At 71.6% G+C, this 25,404-nt stretch carries 27 protein-coding genes and 3 pseudogenes; 23 read left to right on the top strand and 7 right to left on the bottom strand.

Annotated features, from left to right (window positions below; genetic code table 11):
- Complete coding sequence (locus AB0F68_RS22545) at positions 1-459, top strand: hypothetical protein (RefSeq protein WP_357341513.1); 459 nt, start codon at positions 1-3, stop codon at positions 457-459.
- Positions 460-531: 72 nt separating this feature from the next.
- Positions 532-1,068, top strand: coding sequence for a dihydrofolate reductase family protein (locus AB0F68_RS22540; RefSeq protein ID WP_357341512.1), 537 nt, complete (start codon positions 532-534; stop codon positions 1,066-1,068).
- Here AB0F68_RS22540 and AB0F68_RS22535 read toward each other — a convergent pair whose 3' ends face one another.
- Entirely contained in the window at positions 1,069-2,316 is a 1,248-nt protein-coding gene (locus tag AB0F68_RS22535) for a cytochrome P450 (RefSeq protein WP_357341511.1), read from the bottom strand. It abuts the gene before it with no gap.
- A gap of 274 nt (positions 2,317-2,590) precedes the next feature.
- On the opposite strand from AB0F68_RS22535, the gene AB0F68_RS22530 reads away from it, so the two are divergent.
- Positions 2,591-2,980, top strand: coding sequence for a hypothetical protein (locus AB0F68_RS22530; protein ID WP_357341510.1), 390 nt, complete (start codon positions 2,591-2,593; stop codon positions 2,978-2,980).
- Positions 2,981-2,990: 10 nt separating this feature from the next.
- Here the strand turns inward: AB0F68_RS22530 and AB0F68_RS22525 are convergent, their stop codons facing one another.
- Positions 2,991-3,209, bottom strand: a complete 219-nt coding sequence (locus tag AB0F68_RS22525) for a DUF397 domain-containing protein (RefSeq protein ID WP_091269900.1) — start codon at positions 3,207-3,209, stop codon at positions 2,991-2,993.
- Between the two features lie 67 nt (positions 3,210-3,276).
- Here AB0F68_RS22525 and pepN point away from each other — a divergent pair, with 67 nt between their 5' ends.
- From pepN to AB0F68_RS22485, 8 genes are all read left to right on the top strand, one after another.
- A complete protein-coding gene (pepN, locus tag AB0F68_RS22520) occupies positions 3,277-5,793 on the top strand; it encodes an aminopeptidase N (protein WP_357341509.1) in 2,517 nt (838 codons plus the stop codon).
- A 104-nt stretch (positions 5,794-5,897) separates the two neighbouring features.
- Entirely contained in the window at positions 5,898-6,494 is a 597-nt protein-coding gene (gene nadD / locus AB0F68_RS22515; RefSeq protein WP_357341508.1) for a nicotinate-nucleotide adenylyltransferase, read from the top strand.
- A gap of 110 nt (positions 6,495-6,604) precedes the next feature.
- A complete protein-coding gene (gene rsfS, locus AB0F68_RS22510; RefSeq protein ID WP_357341507.1) occupies positions 6,605-7,009 on the top strand; it encodes a ribosome silencing factor in 405 nt (134 codons plus the stop codon).
- Complete coding sequence (locus tag AB0F68_RS22505) at positions 7,006-7,635, top strand: histidine phosphatase family protein (protein ID WP_212833141.1); 630 nt, start codon at positions 7,006-7,008, stop codon at positions 7,633-7,635. Before rsfS ends, AB0F68_RS22505 begins: the two co-directional genes overlap by 4 nt.
- A gap of 48 nt (positions 7,636-7,683) precedes the next feature.
- Complete coding sequence (locus tag AB0F68_RS22500) at positions 7,684-8,535, top strand: DegV family protein (RefSeq protein WP_357341506.1); 852 nt, start codon at positions 7,684-7,686, stop codon at positions 8,533-8,535.
- A gap of 118 nt (positions 8,536-8,653) precedes the next feature.
- The gene (locus tag AB0F68_RS22495) at positions 8,654-9,430 is read left to right on the top strand and encodes an SDR family oxidoreductase (protein WP_357341505.1); all 777 of its coding nucleotides are present in this window, start codon (positions 8,654-8,656) and stop codon (positions 9,428-9,430) included.
- A 5-nt stretch (positions 9,431-9,435) separates the two neighbouring features.
- Positions 9,436-10,062, top strand: coding sequence for an alpha/beta hydrolase (locus AB0F68_RS22490; RefSeq protein WP_357341504.1), 627 nt, complete (start codon positions 9,436-9,438; stop codon positions 10,060-10,062).
- On the top strand, positions 10,002-10,157 hold the full coding sequence (locus tag AB0F68_RS22485) for a hypothetical protein (RefSeq protein WP_357341503.1): 156 nt from the start codon (positions 10,002-10,004) through the stop codon (positions 10,155-10,157). The genes AB0F68_RS22490 and AB0F68_RS22485 overlap by 61 nt, the downstream gene beginning before the upstream one ends.
- An 8-nt stretch (positions 10,158-10,165) precedes the next feature.
- Here AB0F68_RS22485 and AB0F68_RS22480 read toward each other — a convergent pair whose 3' ends face one another.
- Entirely contained in the window at positions 10,166-10,357 is a 192-nt protein-coding gene (locus tag AB0F68_RS22480; protein ID WP_357341502.1) for a hypothetical protein, read from the bottom strand.
- 183 nt (positions 10,358-10,540) lie between these two features.
- Here AB0F68_RS22480 and AB0F68_RS22475 point away from each other — a divergent pair, with 183 nt between their 5' ends.
- The 4 genes and pseudogenes from AB0F68_RS22475 to AB0F68_RS22460 all read left to right on the top strand — a co-directional run bounded on the left by AB0F68_RS22475 (position 10,541) and on the right by AB0F68_RS22460 (position 13,814).
- Positions 10,541-10,750 carry a DNA-binding protein gene (locus AB0F68_RS22475; RefSeq protein ID WP_357341501.1) on the top strand — a complete coding sequence of 70 codons (210 nt, stop codon included), beginning with the start codon at positions 10,541-10,543 and terminating at the stop codon, positions 10,748-10,750.
- 665 nt (positions 10,751-11,415) lie between these two features.
- Positions 11,416-12,126: pseudogene (locus AB0F68_RS22470) on the top strand (ComEA family DNA-binding protein); the annotation flags it as partial.
- On the top strand, positions 12,123-13,088 hold the full coding sequence (locus AB0F68_RS22465; RefSeq protein WP_357341500.1) for a hypothetical protein: 966 nt from the start codon (positions 12,123-12,125) through the stop codon (positions 13,086-13,088). The pseudogene AB0F68_RS22470 and the gene AB0F68_RS22465, both read left to right, overlap by 4 nt.
- Entirely contained in the window at positions 13,089-13,814 is a 726-nt protein-coding gene (locus AB0F68_RS22460; protein ID WP_357341499.1) for a hypothetical protein, read from the top strand.
- Here the strand turns inward: AB0F68_RS22460 and AB0F68_RS22455 are convergent.
- Entirely contained in the window at positions 13,738-13,968 is a 231-nt protein-coding gene (locus AB0F68_RS22455; protein WP_357341552.1) for a winged helix-turn-helix domain-containing protein, read from the bottom strand. The genes AB0F68_RS22460 and AB0F68_RS22455 overlap by 77 nt on opposite strands.
- 674 nt (positions 13,969-14,642) lie before the next feature.
- The gene (locus tag AB0F68_RS22450; protein ID WP_357341498.1) at positions 14,643-15,185 is read right to left on the bottom strand and encodes a hypothetical protein; all 543 of its coding nucleotides are present in this window, start codon (positions 15,183-15,185) and stop codon (positions 14,643-14,645) included.
- Positions 15,186-15,626: 441 nt separating this feature from the next.
- Here AB0F68_RS22450 and AB0F68_RS22445 point away from each other — a divergent pair.
- From AB0F68_RS22445 to AB0F68_RS22430, 4 genes and pseudogenes are all read left to right on the top strand, one after another.
- Positions 15,627-16,480: pseudogene (locus tag AB0F68_RS22445) on the top strand (ComEC/Rec2 family competence protein); the annotation flags it as partial.
- Positions 16,481-17,804: 1,324 nt separating this feature from the next.
- Positions 17,805-18,547: pseudogene (locus AB0F68_RS22440) on the top strand (MBL fold metallo-hydrolase); the annotation flags it as partial.
- Positions 18,548-18,694: 147 nt separating this feature from the next.
- Positions 18,695-19,675, top strand: a complete 981-nt coding sequence (holA, locus tag AB0F68_RS22435) for a DNA polymerase III subunit delta (RefSeq protein WP_357341497.1) — start codon at positions 18,695-18,697, stop codon at positions 19,673-19,675.
- Complete coding sequence (locus AB0F68_RS22430) at positions 19,672-20,130, top strand: hypothetical protein (RefSeq protein ID WP_357341496.1); 459 nt, start codon at positions 19,672-19,674, stop codon at positions 20,128-20,130. The genes holA and AB0F68_RS22430 overlap by 4 nt, the downstream gene beginning before the upstream one ends.
- 135 nt (positions 20,131-20,265) lie before the next feature.
- Here the strand turns inward: AB0F68_RS22430 and rpsT are convergent, their stop codons facing one another.
- Both rpsT and AB0F68_RS22420 read right to left on the bottom strand, forming a co-directional pair.
- The gene (gene rpsT, locus AB0F68_RS22425) at positions 20,266-20,532 is read right to left on the bottom strand and encodes a 30S ribosomal protein S20 (protein WP_357341495.1); all 267 of its coding nucleotides are present in this window, start codon (positions 20,530-20,532) and stop codon (positions 20,266-20,268) included.
- Positions 20,533-20,670: 138 nt separating this feature from the next.
- Entirely contained in the window at positions 20,671-21,651 is a 981-nt protein-coding gene (locus tag AB0F68_RS22420; RefSeq protein WP_357341494.1) for a phosphotransferase, read from the bottom strand.
- 72 nt (positions 21,652-21,723) lie between these two features.
- Here AB0F68_RS22420 and AB0F68_RS22415 point away from each other — a divergent pair, with 72 nt between their 5' ends.
- From AB0F68_RS22415 to AB0F68_RS22400, 4 genes are all read left to right on the top strand, one after another.
- Positions 21,724-22,260 carry a DUF4240 domain-containing protein gene (locus tag AB0F68_RS22415; protein ID WP_357341493.1) on the top strand — a complete coding sequence of 179 codons (537 nt, stop codon included), beginning with the start codon at positions 21,724-21,726 and terminating at the stop codon, positions 22,258-22,260.
- Positions 22,261-22,369: 109 nt separating this feature from the next.
- Positions 22,370-24,247 (top strand): translation elongation factor 4, encoded by a 1,878-nt coding sequence (gene lepA / locus AB0F68_RS22410; protein ID WP_357341492.1) that lies wholly within the window; start codon positions 22,370-22,372, stop codon positions 24,245-24,247.
- A gap of 230 nt (positions 24,248-24,477) precedes the next feature.
- Entirely contained in the window at positions 24,478-24,765 is a 288-nt protein-coding gene (locus AB0F68_RS22405) for a GlsB/YeaQ/YmgE family stress response membrane protein (RefSeq protein WP_357341551.1), read from the top strand.
- Between the two features lie 274 nt (positions 24,766-25,039).
- Positions 25,040-25,324: a GlsB/YeaQ/YmgE family stress response membrane protein gene (locus tag AB0F68_RS22400; RefSeq protein ID WP_357341491.1), complete on the top strand. Its 285-nt coding sequence runs from the start codon at positions 25,040-25,042 to the stop codon at positions 25,322-25,324.
- Positions 25,325-25,404: the final 80 nt, after the last annotated feature.

The raw sequence follows: 25,404 nt of genomic DNA, 5'->3' as shown, positions 1-25,404 counted from the left end.
ATGCACCTGGCCCACTATCTCGGCCTGCTGCACAAGGCCCAGGAGCGCCTCGGCGACGCGTTCACCGAGGTGGGGAAGGCGCACGGGGACGAGCCGGACGTCTTCCACACCTGCGAGAAGCTGGCCACCCAGTGCCGCGCACACGCGGAGAAGCTGGCCCCCTTCGCCCGCCGGTACGCCGAGGAGGCCCCGGCCGAGCCGGACCGGCTGCACTCCGAGCTGTTCGCCGGCACCCGGACCGGGCCGATCGGGCTGCTCCGCGACCTCCAGGACCTCTACCTGATGGCCGCCGAGTGCGACATCTGCTGGACGGTGGTCGGGCAGGCCGCGTACGGGGCCCGGGACGAGGAACTGCTCGGTGTGGTCAAGGCCTGCGAGCAGGAGACCGCGATGCAGCTCAAGTGGCTGCGCACCCGGATGAAGCAGGCCGCCCCGCAGGCGCTCGTGGTCGCGGAGTGACCGCCTGTCACACCCCCGGGTGAGACTGGCGCCGGCCCCGCCCGTCAGGGGCAGGCGGCGCGAGGAGGCGCGATGGCGCGGATGATCTGGCACGTCACCATGTCGCTGGACGGGTTCATCGCCCCGCAGGACGACTCGGCGGAGTGGATGTTCGGTTACGGCCCCGCCGGTCCGCTCGGGGCGGAGACCATGCGCCGCACCGGCGCGATCCTCTCCGGCCGGCGCGGCTTGGAACTCGGCAACCGACCCGGCACGGGGGCCCGCGCGATCTACGGCGGGGCCTGGTCCGGGCCGGTCTTCGTGCTGACCCACCGGCCGGCCGAGCCCGTCGACGGGGTCACCTTCCTCTCCGGTGACGTCGGGAAGGCCGCCGACCTCGCCCGGGAAGCGGCCGGCGACCGGGACGTGGGCGTGTTCGGAGCGGATGTGGCGCGGCAGTGCATCCGGGCCGGGCTCCTCGACGAGCTGGTCGTGCACCTCGTGCCGGTGCTGCTCGGCGGCGGCGTACGCCTCTTCGACAGTCCCGACCTCGGTCCGGTGGCGCTCCGGAAGACCCGCTGTGCCGACTCGGGGCAGATCACCGACCTCGGGTTCGAGATGGTGCGGTGATCACGCGGTCCGGCGTACGCCGTCGACGACCAGACCGCTGGGCGGCAGGGCGGGCATCCGGCCGAGATCCACGGCCAGATCCTGCGGCGGCACCCGGTAGCTCATCGCCGCGGTGAGGTTGCCGACCGCCCGCTTCATCAGTTCGATCGCGATCCACTCACCCGGGCAGCGGTGGCCGGTGTAATGATCGCCGCCGCCCTGCGGGATCAGGCGGAACGGGTCACCCTGCCAGCCGTCGAACCGCTCCGGCCGGAACTGCTCCGGCTCCGGCCAGAGCTCCGGGTGGTGGTTGGTGCCGTAGAGGTCGAGCAGCACCCGCCGGCCCTGCGGGAAGGCGTACCCCTGCCACTCGAACGAGCGCCGGACCCGCGCCGCGGCGGCCGGGAAGAACGGGTAGTAGCGCCGTACCTCCTGCACGAAGCTCTCGGCGGCGGCGTCGTCGCCGCGGACCCGGTCCCGCCAGTGCGGGTGGTCGTGCAGCGCCAGCGCGGCGAAGACCACGAAGCGGTCCACGGCGACCGTCGGGCGGAGCACGTTCAGCAGTTCCACCGCGGCGATCCGGCGGGGCAGCAGGGTGCCCTGTTCGTCCCGGTGCTCGGCGATGACCCGCAGCGCGCTGCCCTCGGGCGCGGGCAGCGCGCCGGAGCGCACCCGCTCGATCAGGTCGCCCGCCCACCGTTCGGCCCGGCGGCGGCCGAACAGGCCCCGCCAGTGCCCGGGTCCGACCGCGGCCGGCGCCTCGATCATGGCGTGCATCTCGGCCGTCCGGCGGGGCACGTCGGCGTCGGCCAGCGGCACCCCGGCCCAGGCCCAGATCGCCCGGGTGAGCATCCGGGCCACCTCGTCGTAGAGCACCACCGGCCCGGACTCCGCCCAGGCCGGGATCCGGGCCCGCCACTCGTCGTCGAAGAGCTGCCCGAGGTGGCGGATCGCCGCCGGCGTCATGATCGACATGAACATCGCCTTGCGGTGCCGGTGCGCCGCGCCGTCGAGGCCCTGGACGCCGCCGACCCCGGTCAGGGTGCGCTGTGCGCGCATCGGCATGGCGCCGCGCCGGACGAAGCGCTCGTTGTCGTAGAACAGCTCGGCGGCCGGGCGGCCGCGCAGGCAGATCGTCGATTCCAGCAGCAGCCGGGTCTGGAAGATGTCGGTGCCGAGGCGCTCGCACCGCGCGCCGAAGAACCGGTAGCCCTCGCGGAGGAACGCCAGCGTGCTCTCCGGGCTGCGGTCGCTGGGGATGGTGCTCATCGGCTGCTCCTAGACGCGGCTCGGCGGCCCTGGACGGTCGCTGCGCTACCTACCCGGGCCGGCGCTGGCGAATCCTCGGCCCCCCGCCTCGGCGGTGACCCGGCCCCCGGCCTCGCGGCGCCGGGGCGCCGAGGGGAGGGGGCCGGCGTCGAGCGCGGAAGCTGGCCCCTCCCAGGGCGCGGAAAAGCTGGTTGTCTTCGGGACGGGGCCGGTGGCGGCCGGTCCCGCCCCGCCGGCGCGATCCCGGCGGAGCCATCGGCGACGGGGAGGACGGATGCGCGACAACAGAGCGGCACACTGGCGGCACCGGCGGGCGGTGCCCGGGCTGCGGCGGAGCGACCGGCAGGAGCCCCTGATCGCGCCGCCCCGGCGCCCCGGGGCCCGGCCGGCCCGGCACTTCACCGTGCACCTCGGCTTCGAGGCGGCCGACCCGGCCACCGCGCGCGAGTTGGCCGTCGCGTACGCCGAGGCGCTCGGCCTGCTCCGCCCGGAGCTGGCACTGGGTGCGGCGGCGCTCTCCCCGGCCGACGCCTGGCACCGCGCGGAGCGGCTCTTCTGCGGGGCGGTCGGCCCCGACGGCGAGCGGTGCGCGGACGTGGCCGGCCATCCCGGCTTCCACCACGCGCCCGGGCCCGGCGGGCTCGGCTGGGGCGACGGTGACTGAGCGCCCGGGCTCAGTCCAGGTCGAACTCGCCGTCCTGCGCGCCCGCCACGAAGGCGTCCCACTCGTCCTGGGTGAAGACCAGCACCGGCCCGTCCGGCTCGGCCGAGTTGCGCATCCCAATCAGGTCGCCGACGAAGGCCACCTCGACCGCGCTGTCGGACGTGTCGCCCTCGGCCCGCTGCCAGACCGCCCGAGACAGGTCGAAATCGCCCTTGGGGTGCTGACCCATCGTTGTTCCTCCATCGCCATGCGTAACGGGGGGAGCCCGCTCGGACCCCATCGGGCAGGATAAGCGGATGCCGAGCCTGACCCGTGTAGAGGCGACCGCGCGTGGCGCGTTGATTACCGTCGAGTCCTACCAGGTGGACCTCGACCTGACCGGCGACGCCGAGCGGTTCCGTTCCACCGTCACCATCCGGTTCCGGGCGACCCCCGGCGCCGACACCTTCGCCGAGGTCAAACCCCTGCGACTCCTCGGGGCGCGCCTCAACGACCAGGACCTCGACCCGGCCCTGCTGACCGACAACCGCCTGCCGCTGACCGGGCTGGCCGCGACCAACACGCTGACCGTCAGCGCCGAGATGGCCTACTCCAACACCGGGGAGGGGGTGCACCGCTTCGTCGACCCGGCCGACGGCGAGACCTACCTCTACGCAATGTCCTTTCTCGACGACGTGCAGCGCATCTTCGCCGCGTTCGACCAGCCCGACCTCAAGGCCCCGGTGAACCTCTCGGTCACCGCACCGCCGGAGTGGACGGTGGCCGCCAACGGCCAGGTCGCCGACCAGCCGGCGCCGGGGCGCTGGGAGTTCGCGCCCACCGCGCCGCTGGCGACCTACTTCGTCACGCTGATCGCCGGCCCCTGGCACGTCCGGCAGGACGAGCACGACGGGATCCCGCTCGCCCTCTACTGCCGGAAGTCCCTCGCGGCGCACCTGGACGCCGACGCCGACGAGATCTTCACCGTCACCAAGCAGTGCTTCGACCGGTTCCACCAGCTCTTCGCCGAGCGCTACCCGTTCGGCAAGTACGACCAGGCGTTCGTCCCCGAGTTCAACGCCGGCGCCATGGAGAACCCGGGCCTGGTGACCCTGCGCGACGACTACGTCTTCCGCTCCGCGGTCACCGACACCCAGCGGGAGCTGCGGGCCACGACGATCGCGCACGAGATGGCGCACATGTGGTTCGGCGACCTGGTCACCATGCGCTGGTGGGACGACCTCTGGCTGAACGAGTCCTTCGCGGAATACCTGGGCACCCGGGTCACCGCCGAGGCCACCCGCTTCACCCAGGCGTGGACCACCTTCGCCATGCGCCGCAAGGCCTGGGGCTACGCGGCCGACCAGCGCCCCTCCACCCACCCGGTGGCCCCCGAGGAGGTGGCCGACGCCGCCCGGGCGCTGCTCAACTTCGACGGCATCTCCTACGCCAAGGGCGCCAGCGTGCTGCGCCAGCTGGTCGCCTGGGTGGGCGACGAGCCCTTCCTGGCCGGCCTGAACGCGCACTTCGCCAAGCACCGGTTCGGCAATGCCACCCTCGCCGACCTGCTGGAGAGCCTCAGCGCCGCCAGCGGGCGGGACCTGGCCGACTGGGCCGAGCGCTGGCTGCGCCGCCCCCAGGTCAACACGCTGCGGATGGAGACCGCGGTGGACGCCGACGGCCGCTGGGCCGAGGCGGCGCTGGTGCAGACCGCGCCGGAGGCGTACCCGGTGCTGCGCCCGCACCGCGTCGGCGTGGCCCGCCACACGCCCGACGCCCCGGTGCACCGCTTCGAGGTCGACCTCGACCCGGCCGCCGACCAGGGCCGCACCGTGCTGGCCGAGCTGGTCGGGCAGCCGGCCACCGGCCTGCTGCTGCCCAACGCCGGTGACCTCACGTTCGCCAAGATCCGGCTCGACCCCGCCTCGGCGGACGCGGTGCCGATGGTGCTCCCGGGGCTGGCCGACCCGCTGGCCCGGGCGCTGCTCTGGGGCGAGGCGCTGGACGCCGCCACCGACGGCGAACGGCCGGTGACCTCGGTGGTCGCACTGATCGCGGCGGCGCTGCCGGCCGAGACCGGGGTGATCATCGCGGAGGACGTGCTCAGCCTCAGCCGCAACCTGGTCGACCGTTACCTGGACCCGCTGTCCCGGGACGCGGCCCTGCTCCGCGTCGCCGGGGCCTGCGCCACCCTGCTGGCCGGCGCCCCGGCCGGTGGCTCGCTGCAACTCGCCGCGGCCCGGGGGCTGATCAACGCCACCACCGACACCGGGCTGCTCGCCGGCTGGCTGGCCGGCCAGAGCGTGCCGGAGGGGCTCGCGGTCGACGCCGACCTGCGCTGGGCGCTGCTGCACCGGCTGGTGGTGCTCGGCGCGGCCGGGGAGCCCGAGATCGCCGCCGAGGCGGCGGCCGACCGCAGCGCCACCGGGGCGGAGCGGGCCGCGAGCTGCCGGGCCGCGCTGCCCGACGCCGACGCCAAGCGGGCCGCCTGGGAGATCGTCACCCGCAACACCGAGCTCTCCAACCGCCTCGTCGAGGCGACCGCGGAGGGCTTCTGGCAGCCCGAGCAGCCCGAGCTGACCGCCGGCTACGTCGAGCGGTACTTCGCCGACATGCCGGCCGCTGCGCGGCTGCGTACCCCCTGGACGGCGGACCGGGTCGCCACCCTGGCCTTCCCCCGCTACGCCGTGGCCCAGCCCACCCGGGAACTGGCCGCGGCGCTGCTGGCCCGCGACGACCTCACGCCGGGGCTGCGCCGGCGGGTCGTCGACCTGGACGACGACCTGCGCCGCGCCCTGGTCGCCCGGACGGCGGTGGCCGCCGCGGGCGCCTGACGCGGGTGACCGCGCCGGGCGGGGAGTGCCCTGCCCGGCGCGGTCCGTGGGACGGCCCGGCGGCCCCGGCGGACGCTCGCCGGGCCCCGGCCTACGATCGCGGGGTGGAGGAAGACATCCGGCGGATCGGCATCATGGGCGGCACCTTCGACCCGATCCACCACGGGCACCTCGTGGCGGCCAGCGAGGTGGCGGACCGGTTCGGCCTGGACGAGGTGGTCTTCGTCCCGACCGGGCAGCCGTGGCAGAAGGCGGACGAACCGGTCAGCTCGCCCGAGGACCGCTACCTCATGACGGTGATCGCGACCGCCTCCAACCCCCGCTTCCAGGTCAGCCGGGTCGACATCGACCGGGGTGGCCCCACCTACACGGTCGACACGCTGCGCGACCTGCACGCCGAGTACGGCCCGAAGGTGCAGCTCTTCTTCATCACCGGCGCGGACGCCCTGGAACGCATCCTGTCCTGGAAGGATCTGGACGAGGTCCTGGAGCTGGCCCACTTCATCGGGGTGACCCGTCCCGGCTTCGAGCTCTCCGACAAGCACCTGCCCGCCGACTCGGTCAGCCTGGTGCAGGTGCCGGCCATGGCGATCTCCTCGACCGACTGCCGGGCCCGGGTGGCCCGGGGCGAGCCGGTCTGGTACCTGATCCCGGACGGTGTGGTGCAGTACATCGCCAAACGGCGGCTCTACCTGCGGTGATTCCGCCCGGAAGGTGAGCCTTTGTCCGCGTAATCGACCAGAACTGACAAGTCGTCGCCCCGCCGGGTGTGAGAGGCTTGGAGGGTCGCACGGTTGATCGAAGGAGAACGGTGACAGTTTCCGAACGCGCGCACGAGCTGGCGATGGCCGCTGCCCAGGCCGCGGCCGACAAGAAGGCGCAGGACATCGTCATCATCGACGTGGGCGACCAGCTCGCGATCACCGACGCGTTCGTGCTGGCCGCGGCTCCGAACGAGCGTCAGGTGCTCGCCATCGTCGACGCCATCGAGGAGCGCCTGCTGGAGCTGCCGGAGAAGGCCAAGCCGATTCGCCGCGAGGGCGAGCGGGGCGGCCGCTGGGTGCTGCTCGACTACGTCGACATCGTGGTCCACGTGCAGCACACCGAGGAGCGCGAGTTCTACGCCCTCGACCGGCTCTGGAAGGACTGCCCGCAGATCCCGTTCGTGGACCGGGACCTCGCCGACTCGGCCGCCGGCAGCGCCACCGCCGAATGACCCGCCTGATCATCTGGCGGCACGGCAACACCGACTGGAACGCCGCCGGCCGGGTCCAGGGGCAGACCGACGTGCCGCTCAACGACCTCGGCCGGGAGCAGGCCCGGGTCGCCGCGCCGGTGCTGGCCGCGCTGCGTCCGGACGCGATCGTCGCCAGTGACCTGCGCCGGGCCGCCGACACCGCCGCCGCGCTCGCCGCGCTGACCGGCCTTCCGGTCCGCTCCGACGCCCGGCTGCGCGAGCGGCACTTCGGCCAGTGGCAGGGCCTCGCCCTCACCGAGGTCGCCGAGCGCTTCCCCGACGAGTACGCCCGCTGGCGGGCCGGTGACCCCGACCCCGGCGCGGGCATCGAGAGCCTCGACGACCTGGGCAAGCGGCTCGGCGCCGCGTTCCAGGAGGCGGCCGACCTCGCCGCCGGCGGCACCGTGGTGGTGACCACGCACGGCGGCGGCGCCCGGCAGGGCGTCGGCCATCTGCTCGGCTGGGACCACGCGGTGCTGCGCAGCGTCGGGTCGCTGGCCAACTGCCACTGGACCGAGCTGCGGCACGACGACGTCCGGGGCTGGCACCTGCGGGCGCACAACGTCGGGCTGATCACCCAGCCCGCGCTGACCGACGCGGTCTGAGCCGTTCGGCCCCGGCGCGCCGCCGTGACATCGGCTAGCGTGCCGGGCATGCCCGTCGCGGTCGTCACCGACTCCACCGCCTACCTGCCACCCGAGCTGGTCCGCGCGTACCGGCTCACCGTCGTCCCACTGACCGTCGTGCTCAACGGCGCCGAAGGGCTGGAAGGCGTCGAGACCTTCCCGGCGGACGCCACCCGCGTACTGAGCGGACGGCGGGTCACCGTGAGCACCTCCCGACCGGCCCCGGAACAGTTCGCGCAGGTCTACCGGCAGCTGCTCGCCAGCGGCGCCGACGGGGTCGTCTCGGTGCACCTCTCCGCCGAACTCTCCGGCACCGTGGAGGCGGCCCGACTGGCCGCCGCCGAGGTCGGCGACGACCTGGTCACCGTGGTCGACAGCCGCTCCGCCGGCATGGGCCTGGGTTTCCCGGTGCTCGCCGCCGCCTCGGCCGCCGCCGGGGACGCGGACCTGTCCGGGGTACGCCAAGCGGCGCTCGACGCCGTCGACCGCACCACCATCTTCTTCTACGTCGACACCCTGGAGTTCCTGCGCCGGGGCGGCCGGATCAACGCGGCCGAGGCGCTGCTCGGCACCGCCCTCTCGGTCAAGCCGATCATGCACATGCCGGACGGCTCGATCGTGGTGCGGGACAAGGTCCGCACCGCCAGCCGGGGCGTCGCGCGCCTGGTCGACCTGGCGGTCGAGGCGGCCGGCGACGCCGAGGTCGACCTCGCCGTGCACCACCTCGCCGCGCCCCAACGCGCCGACCAGTTGGTGGCCGCGCTGACCGAGCGGCTGGGCGACCGGCTGCACGACACGTACGTCACCGAGGCCGGCGCGGTCATCGCCGCGCACGCCGGCCCCGGCCTGGCCTGCGTCGTCCTCCACCGACGCCCATGACCGCGTTTGCTGCCGTGGCCGGTGTCATGGTCGGCGGGACCCGGCTGGTCCGATCTTGGGGACCTTCCGTTCCTGCCGAACGACAACTCGCCAAGATTGCCGGGCCTCGGGTGGTCGGATGATCGCCCGGTCCTACGTCGTCACCGGGGGCGGCCGCGGTGTCGGGCGGGCCATCGTCGAGCGGCTCGCGGCCGACGGTGGCACGGTGGTCGTCGTCGAGCGGGACGAGGCCGCGCTGGACTGGCTGGCCGGGCACCCGGCCGCCGACCGGCTGCGCCCCGTGGCCGGCGACGCCGCCGACGAGCAGGTCACCGGGCGGGCCGCCGATGCCGCCGAGGCGGCCGCTCCGCTGGCCGGCTGGGTCAACAACGCCGCCGTGTTCCAGGACGCCGCCCTGCACCGCGCACCGGCGGGGGAGGTGTTCGACCTGATCGCCGCCAACCTGCGCCCCGCCGTGGTCGGCGCCGGCACCGCCGTACGCCGGTTCCTGACCGCCGGCGCCGGTGGTGCCATCGTCAACGTCTCCTCCCACCAGGCCCGCCGGGCGGTGCCGGGCGCCCTGCCGTACGCCACCGCCAAGGCCGCCGTCGAGGGGCTGACCCGGGCCCTCGCTGTGGACTACGGCGGCCGGGGGATCCGCACCAACGCGGTCGCGCTCGGCTCGATCCACACCGAGCGGCACGCCGCCTTCCTGGCCGGCTTGGACCCGGTCGAGGCGGACCGGGTCGAGGCGGAACTGGTCCGACTGCACCCGGTGGGCCGGATCGGGTGTACCGGAGAGGTCGCCGAGGTGGTCGCCTTCCTGCTGTCGGCGGGGGCGGCCTTCGTCAACGGGGTCACCCTGCCGGTGGACGGAGGCCGGGCGGCGCTCGGGCTGGACCCGGAGGCAGACTGAGCATTGTGGATCATCCCGCGATCGTCCTGGTGCACGGGACCCGCTTCGCCCGCGGCCAGTGGCAGCCGCAACTGCCCGCCCTCGCCGCCGAGTTCCCGGTCGCGGCCGTCGACCTGCCCGGGCACGGCCGCCGCGCGGCCGAACCCTGGAACCTCGACCGGGCCGCCGACATCGTGGCGGAGGCGGTACGCGACCTCGACGCCGGCCCGGCCCTGGTGGTGGGGCACTCCCTCGGCGGTTACGTCTCGCTGCACTTCGCCCGCCGGCACCCCGACCTGCTGGCCGGGCTGGTGCTGATGGGCGCGAGCGTGGCCACCACCGGGCCGCTGGCCGTCCCGTACCGGCTGGTGGCGTCGCTGGTCGCCCGGCTGCCGGCCGCCCGGCTCACCCGCTGGAACGACCGGCTGCTGCGCCGCCTTTACCCGCCCGAGGTCGTCGACGCCACCATCGCCGACGGGTACGCCTTCCACACCCTCCCGGTCGCCTGGCGCGACGTCATGGCCGGTTCGACGCGTCGAGCCTGGCGGCGGTGCGCGCACCGGTGCTCATCCTCAACGGGGAGCGGGACCGGTTGTTCCGCTCCGGGGAGCGGGAGTTCGCCCGGGCCCGTCCCGGAACCCGGATCGAGCTGATCCCGGGCGCCGCTCACCTGGCCAACTTCGACAACCCGGCGGCGGTCACCGACGCCGTACGCCGCTTCGCCCGGGAGCTGTCCCCGGCCCGCTAGCAGGTCGCTCACGGCGGTGAGCCGGGCAGGTCGCCGGCCATTCGGCGCGCCTTGATCCGGTCCCGAGCCCACCGCAGCGACCCGCACGTTCCGGCCTGCCCCTGGCACCGCTCGCAGTGGCCCAGGATCCAATGCCGCCGGATGATCCGCTTCGCCAGTTCGGGGACCCACTCGGACCGGGGTGCTTCCCGCTCGATCATGACCACCTCCAGAGACGGGCAGGTCCGGCCACCGATCCCTGATCGGGTAGCCGGACCGCTTACTGGGAGCCCCGCCCGACTGCTTTCCCTGCGGGCTCAAGTAAGACCTTCCCTGTCGCACCCATCAGTGTCAAGTATGACAGCTGTCATGTATGACAGTTTCGGGTTGCATAGCGTCGATGCATGGTCCGCAGGCTGTACGGCAGCGCCGAGCTACAGGAACGCCTCCAGGTGTCCCGCGCCCGAGTCGTGCAGATCACCAGCCGGGCAGATTTTCCCGAGCCCTTCGATCGGCTGGCCGGGGGAGCCGTGTGGTTGGTCGAGGACGTGGAAGCGTGGATCAGCGTCCACCGGCCGCACCAAGCGCGGGATGCGGAACCGGACGAGTGCTGACAGCGCCCCGACGTGCCGGGGGCCGGGCGTTCCCGTAGCCGTTCAGGCGGTCTGAGCCTCAGTTCTGCTCGCCTTGGCCGCATACCGATGCCGCATGCCGCTTCAGCGAGGCTGGCGCTCAGCCGAGTTCTCGCGGCTCTACCCGGGCCGCCTTGACCGCGTTACCCGCGACCTGCACCGCGACTTCGACGGCCCGCTGTGGTCACCGGTGCTGTCCGCCGCTCCGACCGGGAGCTGTCACCGGCCCGCTAGCACAGTCCGGAATGATCAGGCGGTTCGTCCACAGGGCAGCTCGTCGTCCACAGGCGAGCGCTGGTGCCGGGCTCGGCTGCCGGGTACCGCCGTAGCTTCCAGCCGTGCCAGAAGACGAGGAGACGACGGTACGGCGGCGGCTGTCCCGGCTGTTCGAGCCGGTGGACGGTCTCGCCCCGCCGCGCGGTGGCGCCATGCCGGAAGCCGGCTCCCGGCCCGGTCCGGACGTCGAGCCAGACCCGCCGTGGCCCGGGCGAAGCTCCTCCTCCGCTGATCCTCAGCCACTCGGAGCGGTCCGGGGACCGGTTCCCGAGCGTGCATCCCGCCTCGCGCCTGAGTCTGATCGCTTTGAGCCGGACCCCGAAGCCGGCGAGCGGTGGCCGGTGGCGAGGCCGGTCGACATCGGTCAGCTACGGTCAGGCCCCGGTGACGAGGTCCCGCCGGTCGCGGCCGACGAGGCCGATGGCCGGCGGCCTTCCCTGGCGTCCAGGCTGCCCGGCCCGGGCGCTTTCGACCCCGGCCGGCGGGGTGTCCGGGCCCTCGCGGTCGTGGCCGCCGTGGTGGTCCTGGTCGCCGGAGTCTGGGCCTGGCGCTCCCGGCCACAGGCAGAGCCGGTCCGTCCGGTCGCCGCGGTCGGCACACCGGAGACCTCCGCGCCCGCGCCCACCGCCTCCGCCGGTCAGGTGGTGGTCGCGCTGGCCGGCAAGGTCCGCCGCCCCGGCCTCGTCCGCCTCCCGGCCGGCGCGCGGGTGGCCGACGCCATCGAGGCGGCCGGCGGCGCGCTGCCCGGCGTCGACGTCGCCCTGCTCAACCCGGCCCGCAAGGTCACCGATGGCGAGCTGATCCTGGTCGGCGTCACCGCCCCACCGGGCCAGGCCGCCCCGGCGGCCGGTGGGGGCGGACCGGCGGCCGGCGGCGCGGCGCCGGGAAGCGGCCCGGTGAACCTGAACACCGCCACCCTCGCCCAGCTCGACGCGCTGCCCGGCGTGGGCCCGGTGCTCGCCCAGCGGATCCTCGACCACCGCGACCAGCACGGCGGGTTCCGCTCGGTCTCGGACCTGCGCCAGGTCGACGGCATCGGCGATGCCCGGTACGAGCAGCTCAAGGACCTGGTGACGGTGTGAGCGACCGGCACATCTCCAGACCGGCGCGGGACCTCGGCAGTCCAGGCGGACCGGAGGCCGGAGGCGGCGGCGCGACGGCCGGCGACGTGCCCGACCTGAGACTGGCCGGGCTGGCCGTGGCCGCCTGGCTCGCCGCCCTGGCCGGCCTGCACACGACCGTGGCGGCGAGCGCCACGCTGGCCGCCGTCGCCGCCGGCCTGGCCCTCCTCACCGGCCTGCACCTGTGCGGCCTGCTCGGCCGCCCGGCCGCCCCGGTCCGCCGCTACGGCTGGATCGCCGTCGCCGTGCTGCTCGGCGTGGTCTTTCCGCAGGACTCTACCTTGGTTGAGGAATTGGAGGTCAGGAGGGCTGCGCAAGACTTGCTGAACCGGCATTTCTGGTACTACTCAACAATCGCCGAGAATGTCTTTTTGAACGATGTCTATTGGGGGGCGATGGACCTCAACTTGAGAGGTGCGACCCTCGTTGAATTCGACCTTGGCGGGTGTCGTATAGGGACCTTAAACCTATCTGGCGCGATCCTGGTCGGTGAATCAGATTTCCAATCATGTCACGTAACCGCCTCGTTCAATGCGCCGCGAGCCACGTTTGACGGAAACGCGGAGTTCTCTCGGTTCAAGGCTGACTTGTTTGCGAACTTTCGGCAGGCGCATTTTGTGAAATTGTCCGACTTTACGCAGGCAGAGTTCCGCGGCCTGGGCTACTTCATGGCTGCGACGTTTAGTGATGGTGCCGACTTCACTGATGTCTTACCTATTAAGCTCATCCTAACTGACGCCGTCGCGGTCGAGCGGCCAGCAACTAAGGCGTTCAAATGGCCTGACGGCTACGAAGTCCTTCCCACTGACCAAGAGGGTTGGGACATCCTAAAAAGGGATCGTTCGGTTCCACCGGCCAAGGCGGAGACTGAGCCGGACGAGACGGAGCCGGACGCGGATACTGACCCGGACGAGGATGACTAGATGGCTGCCTTTCTGAAGCACCTGCCAAGCATTCTGGCCGCGATTGGGCCGCTCGTCGGTGTCTACTTGGGCGCGACCCTTGGTCGCCGCTCTTCTCGTGATTCCTTTCTACGGGAGCGTATCTTCGCCGAGATGGCGAAGAGGCGGGAAGTGACTGCGGCATTCAAGAAAGCCGTTTGGGCATACTCTTCCAGAGTGCTAAAGATGCTCAACCTGGCCAAAGAGGCGGTTGAGCGAAAGGCGGCGACCGGTGAGAAGCCGAGCATCCAATTTGACCTACCGGAAACGCTAAAGCGGCAAGAGGTTGTCCGGGATACTTTCGCAGAGCTTGAGTCGTTCGCCCCTGTTGAAATCCAAATCGCCGCCCGGAACTGCATGGAGGCTTTAAGTAGGTGCTTCAACAGTGCTGCGGTTTTCGACATAGAAAAGGCCATGGCAGCATTTGCGTTCTACGAGCAGCAGTATCAGGCGTACGCTACTGAAGTAAACAATGAGGCAGAGAACTTCAACGCACTCATCTATTCTACGTTCACGCCGGTATGGAAGGCGGTTCTTCGACAGGCTACACGTAAGCCTCTTCCATACAGAGAGTTTCTTTCTCACCCGCTGGAGCTGAAGAACCCTCAAGAGAAGCTGTTCAAAAATGAGGTTAGCTCGGTAGCTCCTCAGCAACCCACAGGCCGCGACCCTGTAGACCCACAACCAAACCGCGGTCCTGAAGGATGATGATTGCCCTCTGGACCGTAGTGACGCTGACGCTGTAAATGTCGGCAAGCTCTTTATAGGTCGGCAGACGCTCACCTCGCGGGTACTCCCCGCTCTTGATGCGCGTGGCCAAGTCTTCGGCTACCTCGCGGTAGCCGCCGGTTGGTATGGGCATGTGGAGGTTCCTTCGTTCGGCACCTTCCATCGGATCATGCTGACTACCCCCCTTCAAGACCAACATTGCCCTAGGTACTAAAGGTCTCTAAGGTTGCTGGTGTGGCGAGGTTCCTTGTTCGGCAAACGCAGGTTCGCCATGGAAGCCGCCCAGGGGGAGCGCGACGCATGGACTCCGCCCTCTTGGGCGGGACCAACCATGACCACCCGGAAGGCGTAGATCATGCCGATGGACGAACCGGTGACCTTCTCCGAGCTTGTGTGGGCGGCAAGCCGAACCATGGACATGCACAGTCGCACTGAGAAGCCGTGGCAACCTGGCACGTGTCGACAATGCACTAAGGATGGTTGCCCTCAGCTTGATTGGGCGAAGCGGGTACTTGCCGACCCCCGTAATCAGCTTCTCGGCTGACCTGGGGTAATTAGTCGTCTCCGAGGATCGCGCGGACAACTCCGGAGAAGCCAATATACAAATGAGCTAGTCCCAACATCGCCTCACCTAGCCGGTACTCAGACCATGTGTAGTCGAATGGGGTCTTCCGCAGTGCCGACAAGTCCTGTGCGTGAGTGCGGTCGTAGTGGATGCCGTCCCCGTAGAAGTATGCGGAAATGAGCTGTTGCGGGTAAGGCGGATAATCGCCCGCGATCATGTCCGACTGCGGAAACATCTTTCTGTTAACCAGCAGCTTGAGGGGCTTGCCGAGCAGCTTGTATGTGCGCCTTGCCCCAGAGTGCAAGCTGCTCCCACTCCTCGCTGCTGCTATCCCACTGCGTCTTCGCTACGCCTGCAATCGCGTTGCGCACGTTGACGAACGCGGCCCGCTCCTTGTTGGAGTAGAACTGCCTGAAGGTGACTTGAAAACCCCGCGCAATCTCCTTCGGAGGAAAAGAGGATTCGATATTTTCTACAGCACCTTGGTTCTTGACTGTTATCCGAACTTCCGAATTTCCATTCAAATACTGACTTTCGGCCAGGTGTACGGCTTCGTCGCAGTAGCGGTCGAGAATGTCCCGATGGGGCGCGAGCAACTGCTTGGGAAGTGCGGGAAAGCTCGCGGGATCCTTGAATGGGAAGAGGAAGGTTAGCAACCGCCACCAGTACTCAAATCCAGCGGGGTCGGGGGACCGTTCGATGAGGGGTGGCCGAAACGACAAACCGCCGCTCTGCCTGTACGCCTCGACTTCGTCGCTAACGAAACGAACTTCTTGTTCTGTCATCCCGGTCCCTCCCGTGCCAGCGAACATGATGTCTCAGGAGGTTCTCTGGTCGCTAGCCTGTTTCCGGGTGGAAAATCACCTTCCGAGGAACGTCGGCGTCCCCCAAGATCAACATAGGTTTCAGCCCTCTGGTGCGGGAGGGACCTACCGCTCCTGTTCTACTTTGGACATGATCTTTAATATAGTTAAGACCTTCGCTGCTTGCCCAAGATCACTCGGCCGTGTCCGGTCTGGTGATCTTGCGTTGCCGGGTTTGATCTTCCGGTGCCAGCACCTCGGGTGGGCCGCAGTCAAACGGCAGTGATGCTCCGAGCGAGAGCTTTTGCTGATCATGATTAGCAAGGCAGAGGATCATGCAAAGCCGCAGGTCAGGGGCTTGTAAGCATGATCAGCCGAAGTGACGGAAAGTAGTCATGGGTCGGACCGACGTTTGGGGGGTTCAACGTGGCCATCGTCGTCGGGGCGGTGCTGCTGCTCGCCCGCTGGGCCCGGGCCGGTCCGCGGACGGCCGCCGCGCTGTGCGTACTGGCCCTGGTCGGGTTCGTGATCCTGGTCCGGCCCTCGCCGAGCGTGGTGCGGGCCGCGGCGATGGGGGCGATCGGGTTGGCCGCGCTCGCCACCGGGCGGTCCCGGGCCGCGCTGCCCGCCCTGGCCGCCGCGGTCACCGTGCTGGTGCTGGTCGACCCGGAGCTGGCCGGGGACCCCGGGTTCGCGCTCTCGGTGTGCGCCACCGGCGGACTGCTGCTGCTCGCCCCCGGCTGGCGGGACGCGCTGCGCCGGCGGGGCGTACCGCCCGGGCTGGCCGAGGCGCTGGCGGTGCGGGCGGCCGCGCAGCTCGCCTGCGGCCCGGTGATCGCCGGGATCTCCGGGACGGTGGGCCTGCTGGCCGTGCCGGCCGTCGTGCCCGTCACCGTGCTCGGGGTGGCCGCCGCCGTGGTGTCACCAGCACCAGCCACCAGGCCGGCCAGCTCGCCACCAGGCGGCGAACCCGGCGCCCGCCGCCCAGACCGGTTGCCAGGCGGGGTGACCGGAGCCCTGCTGCTGGCCGCGCTGTCCGTGGCGTTGCTGTTCGCCATCCGGCGACCGCTGCTGCGCCGGCTCGGTGCCGTCGCGGTGGTGCTCGGCACGTTACCGGTCCGGTTGCTCGCCGCGGCTGGCCGCCGCCCGGCTGGTGGTGGGGGCCTGCGCCGTCGGGCAGGGCGACCGCCATCGCCGGCACAAGCGCCGACACCACCATGCGGCTCTGGGGCCCTGACCCGACCCTGACCAGAGCGTGTCGCCGCCTGGGTCTGCGCCGGCATTGGGGAGTCCATTAGCCGCGACGAATGGAGCCGGCACATCCCGGACACCGCCTATCGCCGACCCTGCAAAGGCGGACGCATCCGTGATCGGCTGGGTTGCCGTCGCGCTGCCAGCGCTCGGCTTCCTGGCGATGGTGAAGATCGCTCTCGGCGTGCCGAGGGCCGCCCCAGCCGAACGCAACGCCCGGCCGATGCGGACCGAGCCAGGACCGCCGCTGACCATTGACGCGCCGGTCCCGGACACCAGAGCGCCGGTCCCCGGACCGCCGCTGCGGGCCTCCGCGGACACTGCCGCGGTCCGGGACTTCCCCACCACGGTCCCCGCCGCCCCGGACCAAGACCCGACGGTCCTGGACAGCCGCGCGGCGGCCCGCCGGGCCGGGACCGAGGCCCGGAGGTCGCTGCGCTGGTCCCGGCCGCCCGGACCGCCGCCCGCACCCTCACCGCCTAGGGAATCCCGCTGTCCTGCAAAGCCCTCGCCTGACAGTTGCGCGCAGACAGGCACCAACTGTCCAACGCCAGCGCCTCCGCGTTCGTGCGCGTCCTACGCGCCGTGACCACCCCGCCCGCATCGGACCTGTCACTATGGGAGGCCGCGTGACAGAACCCGACCCGCGACGTCTGTCAGACCGAGCCGCTGGTGTCCGACCAGCATGCGCGTCTCTGAGGTAGGCCGCGAGCTGACAGAACCTGACCAAACCTGTCAACGCGGTCCCGCCCGCCGCAGCGGCTGCGCGTCTGACGCCTACCCGCACCTCTGGCCGAGGAGCAACAATGATGATGGCCCATACAGTGACCACCATCAGCGCCGCCGGCACTCGACTCACACAGCCTCTCACGGCACCGTCAGATCTGATGTGACCGGCCGTGTAGGTGTCGGTGTCGATGTCCGTTTCACCGTCCGCCTTGATGCTGACCCCCAAACCGACCCCTCGGACTCGCTTACAGCCCAGGTCAGGCCCGCTCTCAGCGGCGCCGATCGGTTCCAGACACACCCATGTGTGGGGTGTCCCCCAAGGGCCGCCCATGCGTAAATTACTACCGGCGCCGGATCCGCTGCTGCGCCTGCAAACCAGCATCACCGCCTGTTACGACCGCCTCCGCGGCCCCTTGCCGCCCACGCCTGCACCCACCCCGTCAGCCGTCTGGACCGCTGGCAGCCCGCGTCCGCTTTCCACGACCCGGGCCTGTTCTACCGCAAAGGCGGGGACACGCAGATCATGGTCCAGGGACCGAGCGGCTTCCCCCGCCCGAACGGCGCCGGGTGTGGACCGAGCAGGACCGGTCAGTGCCGTTCGTCCTCGAATACGACACCGGCGCCGTCGTGCTGCCGGTCACCGCTGGCCGGGCGGTGGTGGTCGACGCCGGCCCGGGGCCGTCCGGCGTGGACGGCTGCCTGCGCCGGCTCGGCGTACGGGAGGTGCCATTGCTCGTGGTCAGTCACTTCCACGCCAACCATGTGGGCGGGATCGCCGGGGTGTTCCGGGCCGGCGGGTGGCCGAGGTGGTGACCCCGGCGTGGGCCGAGCCGCCCTACGGCGTCGCCCAGGTACGCGAAGCCGCGCGCGGCGGTGCCGCCGCCCTGCGCACCGCGCCCGTGGGCTGGCGCTGGCGGGCCGGGGGAGTGGAACTGGCCGCCCTCGGTCCACCCCACCCGTTGCGCGGCAGCCGGTCGGACCCGAACAACAACTCGCTGGTGCTGGCGGCGACCGTCGCGGGGGTGCGGATCCTGCTGGCCGGCGACGCCGAGACGGAGAAGCAGCGGGCGCTGCTGGAGGCCGCTCCGCCCGGCGCGTTCCGGGCCGACGTGCTCAAGGTGGCCCACCACGGCTCCGCGTACCAGGATCCGGAGTTCCTCGCGGCGGTCCGCCCGGCGGTCGCGCTGGTCTGCGTGGGCGTCGGCAACGACTACGGGCATCCCAACCCGGGCCTGCTGGACCGGCTGACCCGGGCGGGCGCCCGGGTGCTGCGCACCGACACCGACGGCGACGTGGCCGCGGTGCGCGCCGACAACGGCCTGGCGGTGGTGGCCCGCGGGACCGGCCCGGGGCGGCGGCGGTGAGACCGGTCCGGGAAGTACCCCGAGAATCGAGGCGGCTTATCGGGATAGCTGGTAGATCGACGCAAATGTCTGGATTCGCGCTGAGTGCGGGCTGTGCCGTCACAGTCCCCGATGACCAGGCACGATCCGGTCGGGGGCCGTGCGAATATGGGCGACGTGACCCCCGCCAGCCTGCCCCCTATTCTGCTCGTTCTCGGCGACGAGGAACTGCTCGCCACGCGAGCCGTCTCCGAAGCCGTCGCCCGGGCCCGCAGCGTCGACCCAAATGTGGACGTCCGGGAGTACCAGGCCGGCTCGCTGGCGGTGGGGGAGATCGCCGAGATGCTCAGCCCGTCGCTGTTCGGCGGCCGCCGGGTGCTCGTGCTCCGTGCCGGCCAGGACGCCCGCAAGGACCTGGTCACCGCCCTGCTCGGATACGCGAAGAACCCGGACCCGGACGTACAGCTCGTGGTGCTGCACCTGGGCGGCGCCAAGGGTAAGGCGTTCGCCGACGGGCTGCGGGCCGCCGGCGCGACCGTGGTGCCGGCGGCGAAGCTCAAGGGGGACCGGGAGCGGGCGGCCTTCGTTCGGGACGAAATCCGCCGCAGCGGAGGAAAGTGCACCGCGGATGCGGCCGAAGCCCTGGTCGCCGCCGTCGGTAACGACATGCGCGAGCTGGCCGCCGCATGCTCGCAGCTCCTCGCGGACACCGACGGACGGATCGGGGCGGACACGGTGGCCCGTTACTACCGAGGTCGGGCCGAGGTGACCGGCTTCACCGTGGCCGACGCGACCATGGTCGGCGACGTCCCGGCCGCCCTGGAGGCGCTGCGCTGGGCGCTGCACATCGGTGTCGACCCGGTTCCGATCGCTGACGCGCTCGCTGATGGGGTACGCACGGTGGCCCGGGTCGCCGCCGCTGGGCGGGGCGCCCCGTTTCAGCTGGCCAAGAGCCTGGGCATGCCGGCCTGGAAGATTGAGAAAGCTCAGCAACGAGCCCGGGGTTGGACGCCGGAGGGCCTCGTGGAGGCCATGCGGGCGGCCGCTGAGTGCAACGCCGCGGTCAAGGGCGGCGCCGACGACCGGGCGTACGCGCTGGAGCGGGCCGTGTTCTCCGTGGCCGCGGCGCGGCAGGGTGGCGGCCGGTGACCCGAACGTGGTCGACGGTCCCGAGGGACGAGGAGCGGTACCGGCCGCTCTACGCCCGGGTCCTCGGGCTGCGGTTCGTCAACCCGGGCGGGGTGCTCTGCTTCCTCTTCTTCGAGGGCGCCGTGGCGCTGGCCGTGCTGCTCGCCCTCGCCGAGCTGGTGACCTGGTGGGCGGTACTGGTGCTGCCGGCGGCGGTGGCGGCCATGGTGAAGCTCAACGACATGGTCGCCGCAATGGTGATCCGCACCGCGGCGCAGGTGCCGGAGCAGGAGCGGGACCGCTTCCGCCGGCAGATGGAACCGGTGATCGGCCGGGCCAGCGTGCCGTCCACGGCCCGGGCGCTGCCCGGCGTGGCGCTGGCCGGCGAGCCGACGTTACGGGCGGCCCGCCCCGCCGACCCGCCCGGCGAGGGTGAGCGCTGGCCGGACCCGGCCCGGCACGACCCGCACCGCTGACCGAGGCGCGCGCACGGCTCGTACCGCTGGCCGAGGCCAGACGAGACTCGTACCGCTGACCGGATGCGGAAACGCAGACGGCCGGAAGCCCCGGGGCGGTAACCCCGGGGCTTCCGGTCAGGTCTCAGGCGCTCGTCAGGCCGAGAACGAGGCGATGCGCTTGGCGATCGCCGACTTCCGGTTGGCCGCCTGGTTGGCGTGGATGACACCCTTGCTGGCAGCCTTGTCCAGCTTGCGGGTGGCCTCACGCATCAGGGTGGTGGCCTTCTCGGCGTCGCCCGCCTCGGCAGCCTCGTTGAACTTCCGGATGGCGGTCTTCAGCGACGACTTGACCGACTTGTTACGCAGCCGGCGCTTCTCGTTCTGCCGGTTGCGCTTGATCTGGGACTTGATGTTCGCCACGCGACAGCCTCGTCTTGATAGCTCGGGTTGGTCTGCTTTCGCGCACGACGGACATGCGTCATCGCCGCGCGAAAAGCCAGGTTACCAGGTCGCCCGGCGGCGAGCCAAAACGCCTCCGGTGCCCCGGGTCGGGCGCGCTCAGGTCCAGCCCTGGCGGGCGGCGAGCCAGGACAGGGCCTGCTCGCCGCTCCAGCGTTGGTGGGCCCGGAGGTGCGGGGACGCGGTGGACGGGCCGGCGGCGGCGCTGGTCAGGAAGTAGCCGGAGAGTGCGGCGAGGGTCACGTCGAGCGCGTCGGCGGGGGCGCCGGCGGCGGCCGGGTGGCCGGCGAAGGCGGCGTCCGCGTCGAGGCCGCTGGCGTACCCGGTGATCAGCAGGGTGACCAGGTCGAACCAGGCCGGCCCGTGGCAGAGCCAGTTCCAGTCGCAGATCCAGGCCCGGCCGGCCGCGTCCAGCAGGACGTTGTCCACCCGCAAATCGCAGTGGGCCAGGCCGGGGGCGGCGTCGGCGTAGCCGGGGAGGCGGGACTCCAGCGCGGCCAGCCCGGGCAGCGGGGCCCAGGGCGGCAGCGCCGGCGCCGGTTCGCGGCCGGCGGCCACCTCGCCCCACCAGAGGATGTCGTCGCGGGCCAGGCCGGCGAGGCGCGGCAACCCGAGCGCCACGAGGTCCGCGGGCGGCGCGGCGAGCGCGGCGGCCACCTCGGCGTACGCGGTGAGGGCGGCGTCCAGCTCGGCCGGGTCCCAGGGCAGCCGGGGCGTGTGCCCGTCGACCGCGGTCAGGGCGAGCGCGTACCAGCCGGCCTCGGTGAGCGCCCAGCGCGGGCGGGGGACCGGCAGGCCGGCGGGGAGCCGGGCCAGGACGGCGGCCTCGTGGGCGTACCAGTCGACCAGGTGCCGCTGCTCCGCCAGCGCCGCCGCCTTGACGAAGACCGGCTCGCCGGTGGGGCCGGTGAGCACGGCGGCGAAGCCGCGGGTGAAGCCCGCCCCGGCCGGGCGGACCGCCACCGGGTGCCCGCCCAGCCGGGCGGCCAGCGCGTCGCGCAGCCCGGGCGGCAGCTCGGCCCAGTCGGGGCGGAGGGCCGTCGCGTCGTACGGGACCGGGGGCAGCGAGATCGCGCGCACCGGCCCATGCTGCCCCACCGGGGCGGCCCGGCGGGACCGGGACGTCGGTGTGCTCTGCCAGACTGGCCGACCATGAGGACCGACGAGTTCTGGCAGTTGATCGACAGCGCCCGGGCCGGGGGCGGGGGAGAGCCCGCGGCGGTCGCGGCCCGTGCGGTCGCCCTGCTCGCCGAGCGGGACCCGGAGGAGATCGTCGGCTACGCCCGCCACCAGCAGCGGGTGCTCGCGGCGTCGTACAAGGTCGACCTCTGGGGCGCGGCCTACCTGATCAACGGGGGCGCCTCGGCCGACGGCTTCGAGCACTTCCGGGGCTGGCTGATGACCCAGGGCCGGGCGGTGTTCGCCCGGGCGGTCGCCGACCCGGACTCGCTGGCCGAGCTGCCGCAGGTCCGCGCCGCCGCGCTCAGCGGCGAGGAGTTCGCGTGCGAGGACATGCTGACGGTGCCCTGGGCGGCCTACCGGAAGGCCACCGCGGCGGAGTTGCCGGCCGACCGGGACCCGGTCCGGACGCCCGACCTGAACGACTTCTGGGACTTCGACGACGAGGACGAGGCGCGCCGGCACCTGCCGAAGCTCGCCGCCCTCTTCGTCGAGCCGCCCGAGGAGTGACGCCGGAGGAGTGACGGGGGAGCCCCGGCGCGCCCCGGGCGACGTGGGAGCATAGAGGGGGCCGGCGGCGCGCCGGCCCGCTCACGTCAGCCGACCAGAACGGACAGCTGTGCCACCGACGCTCGATCCCGGCGCGAACGCTCCTGGTGCCACCGACCCGGCGCGCATCAGGAACTTCTGCATCATCGCCCACATCGACCACGGGAAGTCGACCCTGGCCGACCGGATGCTGCAGCTCACCGGCGTGGTCGACCCCCGGCAGATGCGCGCCCAGTACCTCGACCGGATGGACATCGAGCGCGAGCGCGGCATCACGATCAAGAGCCAGGCCGTCCGGATGCCGTGGACCATCCGCGAGGGTGACCGGGCCGGCGAGACCGCCGTGCTCAACATGATCGACACCCCGGGGCACGTGGACTTCACCTACGAGGTCTCCCGCTCCCTGGCGGCCTGTGAGGGCGCCATCCTGCTGGTCGACGCCGCCCAGGGCATCGAGGCGCAGACCCTGGCCAACCTCTACCTGGCCCTCGAGAACGACCTGCACATCATCCCGGTGCTCAACAAGATCGACCTGCCGGCCGCCCAGCCCGAGAAGTACGCCGAGGAGCTGGCCCACCTGATCGGCGGCGACCCGGCGGACTGCATCCGGGTCTCCGGCAAGACCGGCGAGGGCGTGTCGCACCTGCTCGACGAGATCGTCCGGCAGTTCGTGCCGCCGGTCGGCCAGGCCGACGCCCCGGCCCGCGCCATGATCTTCGACTCGGTCTACGACGTCTACCGGGGCGTGGTCACCTACGTCCGGGTGATCGACGGGCTGATCAGCGCCCGGGACCGGATCAAGATGATGTCCACCGGCGCCGTCCACGAGCTGCTGGAGATCGGCGTCATCTCCCCGGAGATGGTGAAGGCCGACGCGCTCGGCGTCGGCGAGGTGGGCTACCTGATCACCGGCGTGAAGGACGTCCGCCAGTCCCGGGTGGGTGACACCGTCACCATCAACGCGCGACCGGCGACCGAGGCGCTCGGCGGCTACAAGGACCCGAAGCCGATGGTCTACTCCGGCCTCTACCCGATCGACGGGTCCGACTACCCCAACCTCCGTGAGGCGCTGGACAAGCTCAAGCTCAACGACGCCGCCCTGGTCTACGAGCCGGAGACCTCGGGTGCGCTGGGCTTCGGCTTCCGCTGCGGCTTCCTCGGCCTGCTGCACCTGGAGATCATCCGGGAGCGGCTGGAGCGGGAGTTCAACCTCGACCTCATCTCCACCGCGCCGAACGTGGTCTACCGGGCCATGCAGGAGGACGGGCTGGAGATCGTGGTCACCAATCCGAGCGAGTACCCGACCGGCAAGATCGCCGAGGTGTACGAGCCGACGGTGCGGGCCACCGTGCTCACCCCGAACGACTACGTCGGCGCGGTGATGGAGCTGTGCCAGGGCCGCCGGGGCAGCCTGCTCGGCATGGACTACCTCTCCGCCGACCGGGTGGAGCTGCGCTACACCCTCCCGCTGGCCGAGATCATCTTCGACTTCTTCGACCAGCTCAAGAGCCGGACCAAGGGCTACGCCTCGCTGGACTACGAGCCCTCCGGCGAGCAGGCGTCCGACCTGGTCAAGGTCGACATCCTGCTGCACGGCGAGCCGGTGGACGCGTTCAGCGCGATCGTGCACAAGGACAAGGCGTACAACTACGGCACGACGATCGCGGCGAAGCTGCGCACGCTGATCCCGCGCCAGCAGTTCGAGGTGCCGATCCAGGCCGCCATCGGCAGCCGGGTGATCGCCCGGGAGACCATCCGCGCCATCCGCAAGGACGTGCTCGCCAAGTGCTACGGCGGTGACATCAGCCGTAAGCGCAAGCTGCTGGAGAAGCAGAAGGAGGGCAAGAAGCGGATGAAGATGGTGGGCCGGGTCGAGGTCCCCCAGGAGGCCTTCATCGCCGCGCTCTCCTCCGACTCCGGCGACGGCAAGCCCGCCGGCAAGAAGTAGCCCACCGCGCCCACGGCCGGCACCCGCGCACCGCGGGGGCCGGCCGTTCTGGCGTACCCCGGAGATTTTTTCCTCCCGGGCGGCACCGCCCCCAACCTGCGACTCCGGAACCGACGCGCGGGGTCCCGGCGGGCGGTGCGGGGAGTGAGTCGGTTTGGGTTTCGAGCGGGTCGGGAACTTACCGGTCACGACAGGAACCACACAGACCGTGTGAAACTTCTTAGAAGGAGCTGACCGTGACCGTCTGGGGCATCATCACCGCGCTCGTCGTTGGTCTGATCGTCGGCGCTCTGGGCCGCCTGATCGTTCCGGGCCGACAGAACATGCCGATGTGGCTGCACATGCTGATCGGCGTCGGCGCCGCGCTGCTGGGCACCGTCCTGGCCCGCGCGCTGGGCATCGCGACCGAGACCTCCGGCATCGACTGGATGGAGCTGCTCGTGCAGGTCGTGCTGGCCGCCATCGCCGTGGCCCTGGTGGCCGGCGTCGGTCGTCGGCGCAGCGTCTCGCGCTACTGACGCACTTCCCCCAAGCGCCTCAGCGGGCGCCCGACCGGCCGGTCGGGCGCCCGCTGGCGTACGCGCCGGCGAATGGGCATTGAACGCGGTCAGCCGGCAATGGCCGGTCGCCCGCCTTTCCCCGAGCCCGAATCTGACCCTGAAGTCCCAGGTCAGAGTCGTGCGGGGCAATTCGTCACCGGAGTCGGTTTGGATTTTCGGCGGGTCGGGAACTTACCGGCCACGACCGGAACACACGACAACGTGTGACTCATTCTGAAGAAGGAGGGCGACCGTGGAGCTCACCGTTTGGGGCATCATCACCGCGCTCATCGTTGGTCTGATCGTCGGCGCTCTGGGCCGCCTGATCGTCCCGGGCCGACAGAACATGCCGATGTGGCTGCACATGCTGATCGGCGTCGGCGCCGCGCTGCTGGGCACGATCGTCGCCCGGGCCTCGGGCTTCGCCGACACTGCCGGCATCGACTGGCGGGAGCTGCTGCTGCAGGTCCTGTTCGCCGCCATCGGCGTGGCCCTGGTGGCCGGCCTGGGTCGCCGCCGTGGCGTCTCGCGCTACTGACCCCCATCCCCTGAAGCGCTCCAGCGGGCGCCCGACCGACAGGTCGGGCGCCCGCTCTCGTCTCGCCCTGAGCTGCCCGG

This window comes from Micromonospora sp. NPDC023966, assembly GCF_040639095.1.
Lineage (GTDB): Bacteria > Actinomycetota > Actinomycetes > Mycobacteriales > Micromonosporaceae > Micromonospora.
The sequence above is the reverse complement of the archived record's forward strand: the minus strand, read 5'-3'. Positions and strand labels throughout refer to the sequence as shown.

Bases quoted from the DNA above. Each gene is read 5' to 3' on its own strand.
- AB0F68_RS22545 (WP_357341513.1), top strand. From the start codon at position 1: ATGCACCTGGCCCACTATCTCGGCCTGCTGCACAAGGCCCAGGAGCGC.
- AB0F68_RS22540 (WP_357341512.1), top strand. From the start codon at position 532: ATGGCGCGGATGATCTGGCACGTCACCATGTCGCTGGACGGGTTCATC.
- AB0F68_RS22535 (WP_357341511.1), bottom strand. From the start codon at position 2,316: ATGAGCACCATCCCCAGCGACCGCAGCCCGGAGAGCACGCTGGCGTTC.
- AB0F68_RS22530 (WP_357341510.1), top strand. From the start codon at position 2,591: ATGCGCGACAACAGAGCGGCACACTGGCGGCACCGGCGGGCGGTGCCC.
- AB0F68_RS22525 (WP_091269900.1), bottom strand. From the start codon at position 3,209: ATGGGTCAGCACCCCAAGGGCGATTTCGACCTGTCTCGGGCGGTCTGG.
- pepN (WP_357341509.1), top strand. From the start codon at position 3,277: ATGCCGAGCCTGACCCGTGTAGAGGCGACCGCGCGTGGCGCGTTGATT.
- AB0F68_RS22505 (WP_212833141.1), top strand. From the start codon at position 7,006: ATGACCCGCCTGATCATCTGGCGGCACGGCAACACCGACTGGAACGCC.
- AB0F68_RS22500 (WP_357341506.1), top strand. From the start codon at position 7,684: ATGCCCGTCGCGGTCGTCACCGACTCCACCGCCTACCTGCCACCCGAG.
- AB0F68_RS22495 (WP_357341505.1), top strand. From the start codon at position 8,654: ATGATCGCCCGGTCCTACGTCGTCACCGGGGGCGGCCGCGGTGTCGGG.
- AB0F68_RS22480 (WP_357341502.1), bottom strand. From the start codon at position 10,357: ATGATCGAGCGGGAAGCACCCCGGTCCGAGTGGGTCCCCGAACTGGCG.
- AB0F68_RS22475 (WP_357341501.1), top strand. From the start codon at position 10,541: ATGGTCCGCAGGCTGTACGGCAGCGCCGAGCTACAGGAACGCCTCCAG.
- AB0F68_RS22460 (WP_357341499.1), top strand. From the start codon at position 13,089: ATGGCTGCCTTTCTGAAGCACCTGCCAAGCATTCTGGCCGCGATTGGG.
- AB0F68_RS22455 (WP_357341552.1), bottom strand. From the start codon at position 13,968: ATGCCCATACCAACCGGCGGCTACCGCGAGGTAGCCGAAGACTTGGCC.
- AB0F68_RS22450 (WP_357341498.1), bottom strand. From the start codon at position 15,185: ATGACAGAACAAGAAGTTCGTTTCGTTAGCGACGAAGTCGAGGCGTAC.
- holA (WP_357341497.1), top strand. From the start codon at position 18,695: ATGGGCGACGTGACCCCCGCCAGCCTGCCCCCTATTCTGCTCGTTCTC.
- AB0F68_RS22415 (WP_357341493.1), top strand. From the start codon at position 21,724: ATGAGGACCGACGAGTTCTGGCAGTTGATCGACAGCGCCCGGGCCGGG.